This window comes from Bacteroidia bacterium, assembly GCA_039924845.1.
Lineage (GTDB): Bacteria > Bacteroidota > Bacteroidia > DATLTG01 > DATLTG01 > DATLTG01.
Window position 1 is genome coordinate 1 of the sequence record JBDTAC010000077.1, and the last position, 16,937, is coordinate 16,937.

Here is a 16,937-nt window from a genome sequence, read left to right on the forward strand (position 1 = left end):
TCGAACGCAATGTATTTGTAAAAAATTAAGAATTAAATCTGTTTTGAAAATTTGAAGATGTGCGGATGTAGCGATGTTAATTAATGTGTCATTCTGAACACTACCTACCTAATCATTATTATATACCTCTACTATTTTTAAATGTTGTGGATATAAGCTATCAGGTATATCAAACTCTTTTATAGTTTTATCATTTCCTATTTTCAAATAAGTCTTACCGCCTCTGCCTTCCCAGCCGCCCTTGACACCATAATACTCCCATAATAATTTACCATCTAAAGTAAAATATCCAAAATATTCCGAGCAAGAGTTACATCCACCATAACCATAAACGGTATAAAATGGAATCTTTAGTCCTGAAATCAGTCCAATCTCATATATTACATTTTCACACATTTTTACTTTTTTATAATTATATACCATTTGTGTTATTTCCAAAGCCGGAAATTTTCGTTCATAAATAATTTTATTCTTTTTCATAAAAATCATTTCCTGTTTTAGCACAACGGGATTAAAAATGTTTGTTTCTTCTGGCTTCACGGAATCATTTAAACACGTTGTTCTTACTGATAGCGAATATTCGCCATTAGATATATCTTTTTCGTAGGTATAAATACTATCCTTATATACCCATTTTTTTTTATTATTCGGATTAACAGATTTTTTGGTTACTAATTTCTGAACGTAAATAGATGAATCTTTTTTTTCTGTGGTATTCGGCTTTTCTTGAGTAGAATTATTGCAAGAAAATAAAAAGCAACTAATTATAAAAAAAAGAAAGAATATTTTTTTCATATCACGAAAATTATTTTTTTCTCAATACCAAAGATATATTATTTTCCCACACGCAAATTCCGCATCATTACGAAATGACAATCGCCTTTTCTTAATCACCTAATTACCTCATCACTTAATCACTCCAAAGGAAAAACGGTATCTTTGAACTATAATTTTTTTCTTAAAAAATATTTTTTGAAATGAACTTAATAAAAGAAATGGCGAGTATGATAAATTGCCAGAATTAGCAAAGGCATATTCTAATAAAAAAGGCTTCGATGTGATTGTTGGCTCCGACAAGGTCATGTGATATTGGCTTCGACAAACTCAGCCAATGTAAGATGTAGTAGTTGAGCTTGTCGAAACCTCCATCAAAATCGCTGCCACTCAGGGAAATTCCGAACAACATTAGACAATGACAGCTAACAAAAGAAAAACCAGAGAATTAAAATCCCAATAAAACGTCCGCAGGTTCTTTGCCTCCAAAAATAATCTTTGTCGGATTCTCCAGCATCTCTTTTACTTTCACTAAAAAGCCAACCGATTCGCGTCCATCAATAACACGGTGATCATACGAAAGTGCCACGTACATCATCGGACGAATCACTACTTGTCCGTTAATAGCCATCGGTCTTTCCACTACATTGTGCATTCCTAAAATAGCGCTTTGAGGAGGATTTATAATTGGAGTTGACATCATGGAACCAAACACGCCACCATTGGTAATGGTGAATGTTCCACCCGACATATCTTCCAACGTAATTTTATTTTCGCGTGCTTTTACCGCTAAGTTTTTTATTTGTGTTTCGATTTGTGCCAAACTCATTTGCTCTGCATTGCGCAACACCGGAACCACTAATCCTTTTGGCGCACTCACTGCAATGCCGATATCTGCATAATTGAGATACACAATTTCCTCTCCGTCAATCATCGCGTTTACCGCAGGAAACAAATGAAGTCCTTCCGTTACCGCTTTTGTAAAAAAGCTCATAAAACCCAAACCAACACCGTGCGTTTCTTTAAATTTATCTTTGTATTTGGCGCGCAGTGCGTAAATCGCGCTCATGTCTATTTCGTTGAACGTAGTTAGCATGGCCGTTTCATTTTTCACCGTCACCAAACGTTTAGAAAGTTTTTTCCGCAAGGCAGACATCTTCTGACGATCTTCATCACGTGTTCCGCCCCAGCCCGCTATTGCAGCACTATCAAATCCGGCAGCCATGCCATTGATGACATCTGTTTTGGTGATTCTTCCGTCTTTACCAGTGCCATTTATTTTGCTTGTGGAAATTTTATTTTCATCCATCATCTTTTTAGCAGCAGGCGATGGTACTCCATTAGCATAAGTAGTTTCCGCTTTCGGTTTCGCTACTTCAGTAACTTCCGCCACTTTAGCAACTGGCTTTGCTTCTACTTTCGCATCTGCTTTCACTTCGGCTTTTTTCTCAGCAACAACAGGTTTTGCAGATGCAGCAGGAGCTTTCGCACTTGTATCAATTTTACACACTACACTTCCTACCAAAACGGTATCGCCTTCGGCAGCCATTCTTTTAATCGTACCAGCATCTTCTGCATTCACGGTAAGGGTGGCTTTGTCAGAATCTATTTCACACAATTCTTCGTCGCGTTCTACGTAATCGCCGTCTTTTTTTAACCAACGTGCAATTTGTACTTCTGTAATGGATTCGCCCGGACTTGGAACTTTTATTTCTACGATCATAAGTGGAGTATTTACTATTTTCTTAATTTTTTTCGATGAAAACTGATTATTTAACCAATACTTTTTCAAACACCTTTTCTATAATTTGTTCTTGCTGTTGTTCGTGCATTCCGTGATAACCCGTTGCCGGACTTGCACTTGCAGCACGTGAAATTACTTTCAATGGCACTTCGCGGAAATTCATTGCGATGAATGTCCATGCGCCCATATTCTCTGGTTCTTCCTGCACCCACAACCATTCTTTTGCTTTGTTGTATTTCGCTAAAATGGCTTTTAATTGTGTTAAAGGTAACGGATAAATTTGTTCTATGCGTACCAATGCAATGGAATCTTCACCTTCTTTTTCTTGATGTTCCAACAAATCATAATAAATTTTTCCGGTACAAAAAACAATTTTTTTAATGTTCGCTGCTTTCGCAGAAACATCATCTATTACTTCTTGAAAACCATTCGTAGTAAAATCTTTTAGAGAGGAAATACATTTTGGATGACGCAATAAACTTTTCGGAGTAAACACAATTAAAGGTTTACGGAAAGGGCGGTTTTGCTGTCTTCTCAAGAGATGAAACAAATTAGCCGGCGTGGTACAATTCGCCACTTGAATATTGTATTCCGCCGAAAGTTGTAAAAAGCGTTCCATACGTCCGCTGGAATGTTCTGGTCCTTGCCCTTCGTAACCGTGTGGCAGCAACATTACCAAGCCATTCATTCTACGCCACTTGTATTCTGCACAGGTTAAAAACTGATCCACAATAATTTGTGCGCCGTTAAAAAAATCTCCGAATTGCGCTTCCCAAATGGTGAGTCGATTTGGCGATGCAAACGCATACCCGTATTCAAAACCCAACACGCCGTATTCCGAAAGCAAGGAATTATAAACGGAGAATTTTTCTTGCGTATCGCTGATGTGATTTAATGGAATGTATTCTTCTTCCGAATCCTCAATTTTCACAACCGCATGACGGTGAGAAAAAGTTCCGCGTTCTACATCTTGTCCGCTCAAACGCACGCCAATTCCTTCGTTTAACAAAGTCGCATACGCCATCAATTCGCCCATTCCCCAATCGTAACTGTCGTTATCAATCATTGCTTTCCTATCCTTAAACAGTTTCGCAATCTTGGTGAAAAACTTTTTTTCAGGAGGCAGTTGAACAATTTTATTGGCGAGGTCTAAAAATATTTTTTTATCTACTGCTGTGTCAGGAGATTTTTCAAAATCAGCAGGAGTCGCCATGCGCAAGCCTTTCCAAACACCTTCTAAGAAAGAAGTTACTTTTGCTTTAGCAGTTTGTTTGGCTTCATCTAATTTACTTTGCAAAAGATCCTTGAATTTTACCTCCATCTCTTTCGCTAAACTGGCTTCTATTTCGCCTTGCGCTTCTAATTCTTTACTATAAATTTCTCTCAAATTAGGATGTTGCGCAATTAGTTTATACAACAAAGGTTGCGTAAAACGTGGCTCATCGCCTTCGTTATGACCGTATTTACGATAACACAAAATGTCAATAAAAATATCTTTGTGAAATTTCTGACGGTATTCCATCGCCATTTGACAAACAAAAACTACCGCTTCTGCATCGTCTCCATTTACGTGAAACACAGGCGCATGTACCACTTTCGCCACATCTGTACAATATGTACTTGAGCGACCATCCAAATAATTGGTTGTAAATCCGATTTGATTGTTCACCACCAAATGAATGGTTCCGCCAGTTTTATACCCTTCCAATTGCGACATTTGCACCACTTCGTAAACGATGCCTTGTCCAGCAATAGCAGCATCTCCGTGAATTAAAATCGGAATGATTTTGGAATTATTCCCGTTGTATAAATTATCAATTTTCGCGCGCACTATTCCTTCCACAACTGGATCTACCGCTTCTAAATGCGATGGATTGGGCGTTAAACTGAGGTGAATTTGTTTTCCTTTATTCGTAAATAAATCCGAAGAATAGCCATTGTGATACTTTACATCGCCTTCAAACAATGAATCTTCCGATTCTCTTCCTTCAAATTCCGTAAAAATATCTTTATAGGTTTTATTCAAAATATTTGCCAACACATTCAATCTTCCGCGATGCGACATTCCAATTACGAAACTGTCAATTCCGCTCTCTGCTCCTACTTCAATAACGGTATCTAAGGCAGGAATCAAGGCTTCTGCACCTTCTAAAGAAAAACGCTTTTGTCCGACAAATTTTGTTCCCAGAAAATTTTCAAAAACAACAGCTTGATTAATTTTATTGAGAATTGTTTTCTTTTCTTCGATGTTGAAATGCGGCGTATTTTTGCTCGATTCCATTTTCTCGCGCAGCCAATCTACAATTTCCGGAATGCGAATATACGTGTATTCCACGCCAATAGACGCGCAATACGTTTGTTCCAAATGGGCGATGATATCTTTCAATTTCGCAGACCCAATTCCGAGTTGTGAGCCGGCTTGAAAAACCGTTTCCAAATCTGCGTCAACAAGTCCGAAATTAGCGATGTCGAGCGTGGGCGAATAATGCCTTCTTTCTCGAACAGGATTGGTTTTAGTAAATAAATGTCCGCGACTGCGATAGCCATTAATCAAGTTAATGACGTTAAATTCTTTCTTGAAATTTTCTGGAACTTCGCCTGTATCTTCATAGTTTTTTCGTGCAAAATCAAAACCTTCGAAAAAATCTCGCCATGAAACATCAACCGAATTAACATCTTTCAAATACTGCTTGTACATTTCTTCCAAGGCGGAAGTATCAGCATTGCTCAAGTAGGAAAACTTATCCATATATTTTTTTGAAATTGATAGACAAAGTTATGGTTTTTATTGAAAATAGCGGTATGATTTGAAAAATATACAGATATAAAATTCACGTATTTCTGGCTTTGAAAAATTATTTTTTTGAAGCCTCCTTTTATCGCTGAAAATTTGATCTCGAAAAAATATTTTTTTGAACAGTGTAGCAGAACTTAGTGTTTATTGGAGGAGATAAGCCTTCAAAGTTTTATGTATGTGAAATTCAATTTCATACTTCCATTCAGATTTTGCATTTTCGTGATAAATCCACGGTTTGCAAATTTTACAACCAGTAAATCCTTTATTTCTTAGCATTCCATAACTTGCTGTCTTTTTTTGACTAGTAAATGAGTGTTGGCATTTTATTATATGAATTATTTTACTTTTCGAGATGTAATAATCCCGAAAGGATTGCATTTTTGAATGCCCGTCCATCAAAGTGTGACAACTTCTACAAAGAACAACAAGGTTTTCTAATGCGTGATTACCATCATTCGCTCTTCTTATTATATGATGTATATGGCAAGTATTTATTTTTTCATTTTTCCCACATCGCTGACATTGACCATTATCTCTATTGTAAACTAATTCTCTTCTTAAACTCCAATCCGTTGGATTTCGTCCTTTTTCAGTAGTTCTATATTTCTCCTCATTTCCCCAAAAGTCGCTATCGTTTTTTTCAATTTGCGGTATAGTGAAATCTCGATAGTGATTTAAATACGTGTCTATGCAATATGAGACTAAAGGTTCTGCAAGAGTATGAATTATTTTCAGTTTACTTTGTTTGTAATCAATAAGAGTGAAAAAATTGTCCGCTTTATATTGCTCATAGGACAAAAAGGTGAAGCCAATAAATGGATATTTTTGCTGCAAGTTTGTGGTTAATTGAGAATAGTATTCTGTATAAAAATCATCAATATTTTCAAATATTACTTTTCTAATTTTATTTTGTTTTCCATCTTCAATCTTTTTGTTGATGAAATAACCAATTACCAAAATTACTATTACGCAAAGTATAAATGTTCCCACAATGTTTTTTTTGGCTTACGGACAACTTGTTTATGCACGCTACTTCAGTTTCACTTCCAAAAATAAGAATTATTTATTTGTCTTTTCAACAACAGAATAAAAAGAAACCAAATTCAAAAAACAGTGTAGCATTTTTTAAGCGGAAATTACAAGAAATAATTTCAAAAGTGGAGCTTAGTGGTTACGGAACTTATTGTCAATTTCGTTAAGTTCTTTTTGCTCGGATTTTGCAAATAAATTCTTTGGGTTTTTATAAAAGCAAATGTATTTTTCAATATCTTCTTTATATCCAAGTAAAAATTTGTTTGAAGAATTATATTGTTCTTGATTAGAGTTAATCATTTCACGTTTAGAAACAACTCCTTTATGAAAGGTTCTTGTTATATAATTCGTTCTTGTGAATGAACTATGAGGGTAAATATATAAATTATGTTTATTGTCAATAGGTATTTTTATTTCATTCTTTATGTCAAAAGGTGCTATTATGTTGTTACTGCCGTTGTATAATATCACTGGGTGATCAGATGTAATTAGTGTATGTTCTTGCTCTTCCAATTTAACGATATGTATTTGATCATTAATGCGGAGGTTAATGAGTTTTAATGCTAAGTCCAATTGTTGAATATTCAACAAATCCTTTGATTCATTAATATATGATTTATACGACTCGTTAATTTCTTTCCCTCTAACTATTATTTTTTTTTCTGATAAATAAAAACACTCCCTATTATTTTTCTCAGCAAACCTAAATCCTTCCTCAAAAATTTCACGGAATAAATTATTGTTACTATTTCTTAGCTTAGGATTGCGAAATAATAATGTAACAGCCGTTGATATTATTAATTTGCTTGCTGAAGGAAGAATTTGGTTGATTTTTGGATTGGTGAGTATTGAATAAAATCTATTGTAATTATCATCAAATGATTTTCCATATATATTTTCAATTAGCTGTCTTTGTTCTTCAGTTTCTCCTTGTAATGTATATAAATAATTTTCTGCACATATATCCCTTGCATTAGTACTAAATGGATTTTTTAAGTCCATTTTGTCTGTAGCATAAATTAGAAATTCATCCTTTTTTCTCTCAATGCTAAATTTTTCTAAATAGGTTTTCGGTACCCAGTGCTGTTTTTTTGTCTCTTGATTACTCATTTTTTTTTTTTGTATTTCGATGAACGAGTGGTTTGTCGAGTAAATTTGCAATTTTGAAATGTGCTTATACAAAACATTTTTTCACTTCCAAAAATAAGCAATATTCATTTCCCTTTTCAACAAAAAAATCTCGAAAATAAAGCGCCTCGAAAAAATATTTTTTTGAAACCTCTTTTCGTACTTTCTTATTAACTTCGCCTTTTGAAATCGAAAAAATAATTTTTTATGGAAAAATTTGATGTTACAATTATTGGCTCTGGTCCTGGTGGATATGTAGCAGCCATTCGTTGCGCACAATTGGGAATGAAAACTGCCATTATTGAACGTTACAATACGCTGGGCGGGACGTGTTTAAATGTGGGTTGCATTCCTTCCAAAGCCTTGTTGGATTCGTCGGAACATTATTTTAATGCCACACATAAATTCACAGAACATGGCATTGATATAAAAAATATCAGTATCAATTTAGCGCAAATGATAAAGCGCAAAGCCGATGTGGTGAAGCAAACCTGCGATGGTGTTGCGTTTTTGATGAAGAAAAATAAAATCACTGTTTACAATGGATTCGGAAGTTTTGTGAATAAAACTACGGTTGAAATTACAAAAGCGGACGGAACCAAATCACAAATAGAAAGTGCAAAAATAATTATCGCGACAGGCTCCAAACCTGTTTCCTTACCTGGAATTACGATTGATAAAAAACGAATTATTACTTCTACCGAAGCTTTAAATTTAACAGAAATTCCGAAGCAACTCATTATTATCGGCGGCGGCGTAATTGGTTTAGAATTAGGATCTGTGTATGCGCGTTTGGGTGCAAAGGTTTCCGTTATCGAATTTACAGATGGCATTATAAGTACGATGGATAAAGGACTTGGCAAAGAACTTCAAAAAGTATTGAAAAAGGAAGGCTTCGATTTTTACTTTAAACACAAGGTAACCGGCGCTTCTGTAAAAGGAAATGACGTTACCGTTACGGCAGAAAATGAGAAAGGCGAAAAGGTAGAATTCAAAGGCGATTTTTGTTTGGTGGCTGTTGGCAGAAAGGCGTACACGGGAAATCTGAATTTAGATAAAGCGGGTGTAAAATTAGATAGTAGAGGAAAAATTGAAACGGACGATCATTTGCAAACCAATGTACCGAATATTTATGCGATTGGTGATGTGATAAAAGGCGCAATGTTAGCGCACAAAGCAGAAGACGAAGGTGTTTTTGTAGCAGAAATAATGGCAGGACAAAAACCGCACATTGATTATAATTTAATTCCGGGAGTGGTTTATACTTGGCCAGAAGTGGCAAGTGTTGGACAAACCGAAGAGCAATTAAAAACGCAAAATAAAAAATATAAAATTGGTAATTTTCCTTTTAAAGCAAGCGGAAGAGCACGTGCTTCGATGGATGCCGAATTTGGATTCGTTAAAATTTTAGCAGACGAAGCAACGGATGAAATTTTGGGCGTGCATATTATTGGTCCGCGCGCAGCCGACATCATTGCGGAAGCCGTTGTAGCAATGGAATATCGCGCCAGCGCAGAAGACATTGCGCGTATTTGTCATGCGCATCCTACCTTTACGGAAGCTGTTAAAGAAGCGGCAATGGACGCAACAGGCAAAAGAGCGATTCATATTTAATGCAAATTATAGAGCCAAAAACAGTAGCCGATTTCGAAGCGTATTATCGTTTACGTTGGGAAGTTTTGCGCGCGCCTTGGGGAAAACCTGTTGGCAGCGAAAAAGACGAACAGGAAAATGAATCTATTCATGCTTTGTTATTGGATGAAAATAAAAACGCTTTGGCTGTTTGTCGTTTGCAATTAAACACTCCTGAAATTGCACAATTGAGATTTATGGGCGTTCGTGAAAGCGGACAGAAAACAGGCGCTGGAAAAAAAATAATTTCTCACCTCGAAAAAATAGCGCGCGAAAAAGGAGCTGAAAAAATAATTTTGCACGCCCGCGAAAATGCTGTCGGCTTTTACCAAAAACAAGGTTATTCCATTACAGAAAAATCCTATTTAATGTGGGGAGAAATTCAACATTATTTAATGGAGAAAAAATTGGTTTGAAAAATTATTTTTTTGAACGATAAAAATAGTTCTCTTTTTTCACTGGGTTCAATACAAACACGCAGCGCTTGTATTTTATATTACTTTTGACCAAATTTTGCTGACGATTGACACATTAATGGATGAATAAAAAAACATTTTTACCGCTTTATGTATTTATAATTACGATAGGGATAATGTGCTATTTCTATTATTCAGGTAAAAGAGAACGTTTATCCATGCAAAATAAAAAGAAGTTAGTGTCCATTCAACAGCATGAAGACACGATTAAGCGTCCTATTATTTTACCGACTCGCAATAAGAAAGGTTTTGTGTCTATCCAACACAATCATTTTAGCATCGGCGATTCTGCATTTTTTCCTATTGTGTTAAATTATTTTGTTTCGATGCAAGGTAATAAAAAGGAGTTGTGGCCTTGTCCTACGAAAAACTATGATCCAAATAATAAATTTCGATTTACCACTAAAGATTCCAGCTTAATGCAATTGCAAGCACAAATGGATTTGATAAAAAAAATGGGATTTAATACGGTCAGAATTGTAGGTATCGGAGAAACAACTTTTAATAAACAAAAGAAACTTATTAGTGAATTTGCCATTGGCAACAAAAAGGACAGTTCAATAGTGCTTAATAACAGCGAAAACGATGCGCGTTATTTTAATGCTTTGTCTGATTTATTTACAATTACTGATAGAGCCGGTTTAAAAGTAATTTTATTGGTTAGGATGGTTCCTAATTTTAGCGCTTCTGATACGTTGTTTGAAAAAATAACAAATAGGTTTAAAAATGAACCTACTTTAATGGCGTACGATTTTTTTAATGAACCACTCTATTTTGATTCTATACCCAGAAAGAAAAAAGATATTTATTTAATCGTAAAGAATTGGAGCGAGATACAAAAGCGAAATGCTGCGTATCAATTATCAACTATTGGTTTAGAAGGAATTAGAGAAGTGTTTAAGTGGGATCCAACTATTCTGGATGTTGATTTTATTTCCTATCATCCGTATGAATACGAAACCGAACAAGTTAGAAATGAAATGTATTGGTATGGAAAATATACTGGTAAACCTTGGATAATTGGAGAAACTGCGATTGCAGCAGACAATGATTCTGTTACGTATCAGCAACAAAAATATTTTGCAGAAAAAACATTGACACAAGCCTATAACTGTGGTGCAATAGGCTATTCGTGGTGGCAATATAAAGATGTTGATTGGGGAAATTACAGTAATAAATACATGGGTGTTGTTAATCAGAAAGGAACAACAAAAGTCAATGGTTTTACTGTGTATGGCACGGTGAAACCCGTGGTGGAGGCATTTAAGCATTTCAATCCAAAAGCAGTGAAAGGCAAACCTGTTTTTTTACCCAACTATTATAATTATTCTCAATTCCATACGTATCGTCTTATCGGACATTTGGTTGATGAAAATAATAAGCCAATACAAGGCGGAGTTGTTTTAGGATGGAATCAATACTGGCTGCATTCGTATCATACCATTACAAAACCTGATGGAAGTTTTGAATTATTAGGAGATTTTAAATTCTATCACTGGATTGCTTCGGCAGTTGGAAAAACTGCGATAAGAGGCGAAATAAATCCTGATTCCGCTAAAATAAACCCTATAAATAAAATACCAACACTAAATTTAGGATTACTAAAAGTAAAGCAGTTGGATTTTTTAAATGGAAAAACGAATTAGAATTTAAAATTGTTTTTTTAATTCTTCAAGCGATATTTGACCATTTTCATTAATTGTTTCGCTTCCTCTTCTTCCACTTGCAATCCAAATTTTATTTCTTTTCCATCATAATCAAAAGCTACGGAGCCAAATCCGATTACCCAATAAGAATTATTTAACGATTTGAAAAAACCTTTTTCTCTGCCTTCAAACAAGTGTAATTCGTGAATGTCTTTTAACTCAAATAATTCTTCTTTTCCTTTTCCGGAAAGCATTTTTGTGATGGAAAAAGTTTCGTTATTTATATCAATAATTTCTTTTCCGAACATTCTCCAGCGCAATGTTTTTCCTACTTTATATTCGTAATAAAGCCAAAATCCTAAATAAACAATCAGAAATGTTTTTTGATTTGGATCGCGTAATTGAACATATTGAGAAGCAACAATAACGCCCAATGCAGTCCACATCAATAACCAAATAATTAATAAATTACGTTTTAAATTATCCGCATTTGTAGAAGCAACAATTTCAATGTGTAAACGATCGGCAGTCTTTTCAATACTAATTCTATTTCCAATTTTTTCCATGTTCAAAAAAATATTTTTTTGAGTGTAAATTTTGAGTGATTAAATCATTTCTTCAGCAATAAATTTTTCAATGCAATCTTGCACGTAGCGCAAATCTTCATCCGAAATACAATACGGCGGCATAATGTAAATAATGTTTCCGAGCGGACGCAATAAAACACCTTTGTCTAAAAAATAATGGTATGCTTTGTCGCGAATTTCATTAAAATAGGATGTATTCGTGTCGTTGTATAAATCAATTGCAGCAACAGTTCCAATGCAACGTGCATTTTTAATTTTCGGATTGTTTTTTATTTTCTCGATAAATTGTTTTTGTAATTTCTCGATACGATGAATATTTTCAAAGGTTTTGGGATCGTCAAAAATATCCATACTCGCCAATGCAGCTGCACAAGTAACAGGGTTTGCGGTATAAGAATGTCCGTGAAAAAAAGTTTTTAATTTATCATCCGACAAAAAAGCATCGTAAATAAATTGCGCACAAGAAGTAATTCCCATCGCCATTGTTCCGCCTGTCAATCCTTTAGAAAGGCAATAAATATCAGGTTTTTGCGTGCAATAATGAGTTGCAAAAAATTTTCCGGTTCGTCCGAAACCCGTCATTACTTCATCGGCAATCGTAATAATTTTTTTTTGTTTACAATACGTAAGCAAGTCATCCAAAGCCGAAGGTTGATACATTTTCATTCCAGCTGTACCTTGCAACAACGGCTCAAAAATAAAAGCGGCTACATCATTTTTATTTTCTTCAACTGCTTTTTTTAATTGCTCCAAGGCTTTATTTTCAGAACCTTCGGAAGGAATATCAATAAAAAGGACATCAAACAAAAAAGGAAAAAACGGATGTGTAAACGCGCTGCGAGCACTTACCGACATTGCTCCAAACGTATCGCCGTGATAGGCATCTTTGAATGCAATGATTTTTTTTCGAGGTAAATTTTGATTGCTCCAATATTGAAAAGCCATTTTCAACGCCACTTCTACGGCAGTAGAACCGTTGTCTGAAAAAAATATTTTTTGCTGATTGTTCGGAAGCTTTTTTAAAAGCCGTTCCGAAAGTTCTACCGCAGGAGCATGTGTAAAGCCTGCAAATATTACGTGTTCGAGTGTTTGGAGTTGTGCGAAAATTGTTTTTGCGATGTGCGGATGTGCGTGTCCATGTACATTTACCCACCACGAAGAAACGGCATCAATGTATTTTTTCTCGGTATCATCAAAAAGGTAAGTGCCTTCTCCGCGCACAATGGCGATGGGTAAATCTGCTGTTTTCATTTGCGTGTAGGGATGCCAAACTACAGCTTTATCTCTTTCGGAAAGTGTCATTTTTTTAAATTGAAAAATTATTTTTCATTCAAGATATTTTCAAAATCCAAAGCGTATTTGGAAACGATTTCTTTTTTTATTTCTTTTTCTTTTCCAATAGAGCCAAGACATTTCAAGCCACTGTAAGCTAAAATTACTTTTTCGGAAGACGCATTTCGCGGACCGTTTAAAATAAATCCCATGATTTTATGTCCGCGCTGTTTTAACACATCAATCGAAAGTAAGGAATGGTTGATGCTTCCCAGATAATTTTGAATTACCAATATTACTTCGGCATTTGCTTTTTTAGCAATGTCAATTACAAATTCCTTGTTGTTAAGCGGAACCATAATTCCGCCTGCGCCTTCAATAACAAGATGATTGGAGGTTTTTGGAATTTGTATATTTTCCAATTTGATGGAAATTTTTTCCCATTCTGCCGCAGCATGTGGCGACATATATTGCTCCAAACAATAGGCTTCGGGATGAAAAAAAGTTTTTTCATTCGTCACCCATTTTTTTACATTTTCAGTATCTGTTCCGAAAAAGCTGCCTGTTTGAACAGGTTTCCAATAATCAGCCTTTAAAGCTTCTGTTAAAACAGCTGCTACCACTGTTTTTCCGACATCTGTTCCGATACCGGCAACAAAAATAGTTTTCATTTTATGAATTAAGAATGCGCTAAATTACGGTTTTTCGGATTGTTCTTTCAGCGTTTTTATAAAAGTAGAAATTTCACTTTCGGTTGTGAAAGAATGCAAACAGATTCGGAGTCTTTCTTTGTTTTTCGGAACGGTCGGACTTAAAATTGGGCGAACATCAAAACCTTTATTTTGTAAAGCGCTTGCTAATTTTTTTACAGATTGATTTCCGGGAACGGTAATGCACTGAATCGGCGCATCATTCGTTGTTTTCTCAAATCCTTCCAAAGTTTTTATTTCAGAACAATACTGAAAAATTATTTTTTTGAGCTGCTCTTTTTCGGTGTTGGATTCAGCTAAAAAATCGTACGCACAATTTATGGAAATTAAGGCGTGATAAGGCAATGCGGTGGTATAAATAAAACTTCGTGCAAAATTAATTAAATAATTTCGGAGTGCATTACTTCCTAAAACAATGGCTCCGTGGCATCCTAAAGCTTTTCCGAAGGTATGAACGCGTGCAAAAACTTTTTTTTCGAGTTGTAGTTCTGTTACTTTTCCTTCACCTTTTTTACCGAAAATGCCTGTTGCATGAGCTTCATCCACGATTAAATACGCTTCGTATTTTTCGCATAAGGCAGAAATTTCTTTTAATGGAGCAGCATCTCCATCCATCGAATAAATGGATTCAACGGCAACAAAAATAATTCCTTCGGCTGTTTTTAAACGTGCTTCTAAATGAAATAAATCATTGTGCATAAAGCGCAAAGCAGTTGTTTTAGAAAGTCGTATGCCATCGTGTACAGAAGCGTGAATCAGCTCGTCGTAAATAATCGTGCTCTCTTTTGGCAGCGATGAAAACAAACCGATGTTGGCATCGTATCCCGAATTAAAAATCAATCCGGCTTCCGCCTGATGGTAATCCGCAATTTTTTTTTCTAAGATTTCTGCCATCTCCGAATTGCCCGAAAGTAATCGAGAGCCAGTAGATCCGTTTGAAAAAATATTTTTTTCAGCAGCTTTTATTTTGTCTTGTAATTTCTCGGAACGCGCAAAACCCAAGTAATCATTGGAACAAAAATCAATTAAATTCTTTTTGACAGAAAGCGCACGAAGCGAATCGTTTTGTTGGCGGACTAAAAGAGCATCTGACAAAAAATGTTCTGTGTCAAGTTTCTTTTTAGAATCGTGCATACAATTACTTTTTTCCTAAATCAACACGTATTCCAAATACGATACCTGCCGTGTAAATATCATGAACAATAATACTCGGAACTTCGTTTTTATTATTTCGGAAATACTTAAATTCTAAGCAAGGCGACACATAGAGATAGGTTTGAGTAAACAGTTCGTAATCGGCAAGAAAGGCAATATTAGCAAGGTAAGTGCTTGCCAAAGCGTTTTGTCCGAAAAAACCTAAATGTGCCAAGCCGTTGTACCCGTAGTAACCTAAACGCCCGATAAAACTGAAAGAATACGGCTGATTGCTTTCCGGCTTAAACGGAATTTCAATCATTCCATAAAATTTATCAAAACGAATGTTGTCGTCGAATACAATGTAATTGCTAGCAATGGTGGAAGGAGACGTAAAATAAAGTTTATCCAAATAAAAACTTTCAAAGGAAATACCTAAACCCAAGCGTACGCGTTGCACCGGAAAGGAAACTTCAAAATTATAAAAATTAGTTGGGTTTTGTGTTTGAAACGTAGTGTTTCCGGTTTCGATAACAGATCCATCTGTACTTAACAAATTGGTATTTTGAAAACGCGAATACCATTTTGCTGTGCCAATTCCATAGCCTACTGCTACAAAATATTTTTTGTGTTTCTTGTCGAGATCTCCATGATTACTATGATATCCAGCGAAAGCAGAAATGACTGTGAAAAAGAAAATTACAAATGCACTTATTTTTTTCACTGTGAAATAGAGTTTGAAAAATTAATTTTCTGCTACTTGTTTTTGCCTGCTTTTATCTGCCGCACGGGGTTTTAAACCGAGTATCGAAAACATTTCCATATCGGTATTGTAATCTGGATTGGGTGTGGTCAATAATTTATCTCCAGCAAAAATAGAACTTGCACCTGCCATAAAACACAAGGCTTGTCCTTCGAGGGACATTTGCGTACGACCTGCGGATAAGCGCACTACTGTTTTTGGCATCACAATTCGCGTGGTAGCAATCATCCGAACCATGTCCCAAATTGGGACTAAAGGCTGACTTCCCAGCGGAGTGCCTTCTACAGGAACAAGCGCATTGATAGGAACAGATTCTGGTTGTGGCTGTAATCTGGAAAGTGTGAGTAACATTCCAATGCGATCTTCTACGCTCTCGCCCAAGCCGATGATACCTCCAGAACAAACGGTCAAATTCGCTTTCCGAACATTCTGAATGGTATTCAAACGATCTTCGTAAGTGCGTGTGGTAATTATTTTTTCGTAATTTTCTTCGGAAGTATCTAAGTTGTGATTGTATGCGTACAAGCCTGCATCTGCAAGGCGTTTCGCTTGGTTTTCAGTAAGCATCCCTAAGGTACAGCATACTTCCATGCCTTTAGCATTCACGGCTTTTACCATTTCGATGACATTGTCAAAGTCTTTATTATCGCGTACTTCGCGCCAAGCAGCACCCATGCACAAACGAGATGCTCCTCCTGCTTTTGCTTTATCTGCTGCTGCTGTAACTTCCGAAACGGATAATAATTTATGTACTTTCACATCGGTATGATAGCGTGCTGCTTGCGGACAATAACTACAATCTTCTGGGCAACCGCCTGTTTTAATAGAAATTAGTGAACTGATTTGAACTTCTTCCGCATTGTTGTACTGGCGATGAACACTTGCTGCGCGATAGATAAGCTCCATAAGCGGAGTATTGTAAACCTCCAAAATTTCATTGCTGCTCCAACTGCTTTTTATTTCATTCATAAAAAATATTTTTTTGATACTACAAATATAGTTTTTTTTGATTGCAAAAGTATTGAATGTTTCTGAATGCTGATTTCTGTAAATTTAAATTTTTCGAAATGAGAATTCAATGCAGCACGTGAGCCAGAAAAAATAGTGGAAGCTGAGCCAGATAGAGTGCAATCCGTTGCCGAAAAAAAGCGTTCAAAAAAATAATTTTTCAAACCTTATTTTTGAAGAATTATTTTCAATTAAAAGAAATATCTAAAAATTAAAAAATCTTCCTATTTTTAC

The 16,937-nt window shown here is 35.6% G+C and carries 14 protein-coding genes; 3 read left to right on the forward strand and 11 right to left on the reverse strand.

Translation table 11 applies throughout. The annotated features are described in order from the left end of the window. Positions 1-108 precede the first annotated feature (108 nt). The 5 genes from ABIZ51_08595 to ABIZ51_08615 all read right to left on the reverse strand — a co-directional run bounded on the left by ABIZ51_08595 (position 109) and on the right by ABIZ51_08615 (position 7,457). On the reverse strand, positions 109-795 hold the full coding sequence (locus ABIZ51_08595) for a hypothetical protein (protein MEO7088834.1): 687 nt from the start codon (positions 793-795) through the stop codon (positions 109-111). Positions 796-1,222: 427 nt separating this feature from the next. Next, on the reverse strand, positions 1,223-2,497 hold the full coding sequence (gene odhB, locus ABIZ51_08600) for a 2-oxoglutarate dehydrogenase complex dihydrolipoyllysine-residue succinyltransferase (protein MEO7088835.1): 1,275 nt from the start codon (positions 2,495-2,497) through the stop codon (positions 1,223-1,225). A 46-nt stretch (positions 2,498-2,543) separates the two neighbouring features. Beyond that, positions 2,544-5,267 carry a 2-oxoglutarate dehydrogenase E1 component gene (locus ABIZ51_08605; protein ID MEO7088836.1) on the reverse strand — a complete coding sequence of 908 codons (2,724 nt, stop codon included), beginning with the start codon at positions 5,265-5,267 and terminating at the stop codon, positions 2,544-2,546. Between the two features lie 189 nt (positions 5,268-5,456). After that, positions 5,457-6,305, reverse strand: coding sequence for an HNH endonuclease signature motif containing protein (locus ABIZ51_08610; protein ID MEO7088837.1), 849 nt, complete (start codon positions 6,303-6,305; stop codon positions 5,457-5,459). 174 nt (positions 6,306-6,479) lie between these two features. Further along, on the reverse strand, positions 6,480-7,457 hold the full coding sequence (locus ABIZ51_08615) for a DUF4238 domain-containing protein (GenBank protein MEO7088838.1): 978 nt from the start codon (positions 7,455-7,457) through the stop codon (positions 6,480-6,482). Positions 7,458-7,682: 225 nt separating this feature from the next. Between ABIZ51_08615 and lpdA the strand changes: the two genes are divergently transcribed. From lpdA to ABIZ51_08630, 3 genes are all read left to right on the forward strand, one after another. Next, a complete protein-coding gene (gene lpdA / locus ABIZ51_08620) occupies positions 7,683-9,089 on the forward strand; it encodes a dihydrolipoyl dehydrogenase (GenBank protein ID MEO7088839.1) in 1,407 nt (468 codons plus the stop codon). Further along, positions 9,089-9,523 carry a GNAT family N-acetyltransferase gene (locus tag ABIZ51_08625; protein ID MEO7088840.1) on the forward strand — a complete coding sequence of 145 codons (435 nt, stop codon included), beginning with the start codon at positions 9,089-9,091 and terminating at the stop codon, positions 9,521-9,523. Before lpdA ends, ABIZ51_08625 begins: the two co-directional genes overlap by 1 nt. Positions 9,524-9,645: 122 nt before the next feature. Further along, positions 9,646-11,229: a hypothetical protein gene (locus ABIZ51_08630; protein MEO7088841.1), complete on the forward strand. Its 1,584-nt coding sequence runs from the start codon at positions 9,646-9,648 to the stop codon at positions 11,227-11,229. 17 nt (positions 11,230-11,246) lie between these two features. On the opposite strand, the gene ABIZ51_08635 is transcribed toward ABIZ51_08630, so the two are convergent. Genes ABIZ51_08635 through bioB form a run of 6 tightly spaced genes read right to left on the reverse strand, consistent with a single transcriptional unit; the run spans position 11,247 to position 16,664 of the window. Continuing rightward, positions 11,247-11,795, reverse strand: a complete 549-nt coding sequence (locus ABIZ51_08635; GenBank protein MEO7088842.1) for a hypothetical protein — start codon at positions 11,793-11,795, stop codon at positions 11,247-11,249. A gap of 39 nt (positions 11,796-11,834) precedes the next feature. Beyond that, positions 11,835-13,118 carry an adenosylmethionine--8-amino-7-oxononanoate transaminase gene (gene bioA / locus ABIZ51_08640; protein MEO7088843.1) on the reverse strand — a complete coding sequence of 428 codons (1,284 nt, stop codon included), beginning with the start codon at positions 13,116-13,118 and terminating at the stop codon, positions 11,835-11,837. Between the two features lie 17 nt (positions 13,119-13,135). Beyond that, positions 13,136-13,759 carry a dethiobiotin synthase gene (gene bioD, locus ABIZ51_08645; GenBank protein ID MEO7088844.1) on the reverse strand — a complete coding sequence of 208 codons (624 nt, stop codon included), beginning with the start codon at positions 13,757-13,759 and terminating at the stop codon, positions 13,136-13,138. A 24-nt stretch (positions 13,760-13,783) separates the two neighbouring features. After that, the gene (locus ABIZ51_08650; GenBank protein MEO7088845.1) at positions 13,784-14,932 is read right to left on the reverse strand and encodes an 8-amino-7-oxononanoate synthase; all 1,149 of its coding nucleotides are present in this window, start codon (positions 14,930-14,932) and stop codon (positions 13,784-13,786) included. A gap of 4 nt (positions 14,933-14,936) precedes the next feature. Then, complete coding sequence (locus ABIZ51_08655; protein MEO7088846.1) at positions 14,937-15,656, reverse strand: hypothetical protein; 720 nt, start codon at positions 15,654-15,656, stop codon at positions 14,937-14,939. A gap of 21 nt (positions 15,657-15,677) precedes the next feature. Continuing rightward, a complete protein-coding gene (gene bioB, locus ABIZ51_08660; GenBank protein MEO7088847.1) occupies positions 15,678-16,664 on the reverse strand; it encodes a biotin synthase BioB in 987 nt (328 codons plus the stop codon). Between the last annotated feature and the right edge of the window lie 273 nt (positions 16,665-16,937).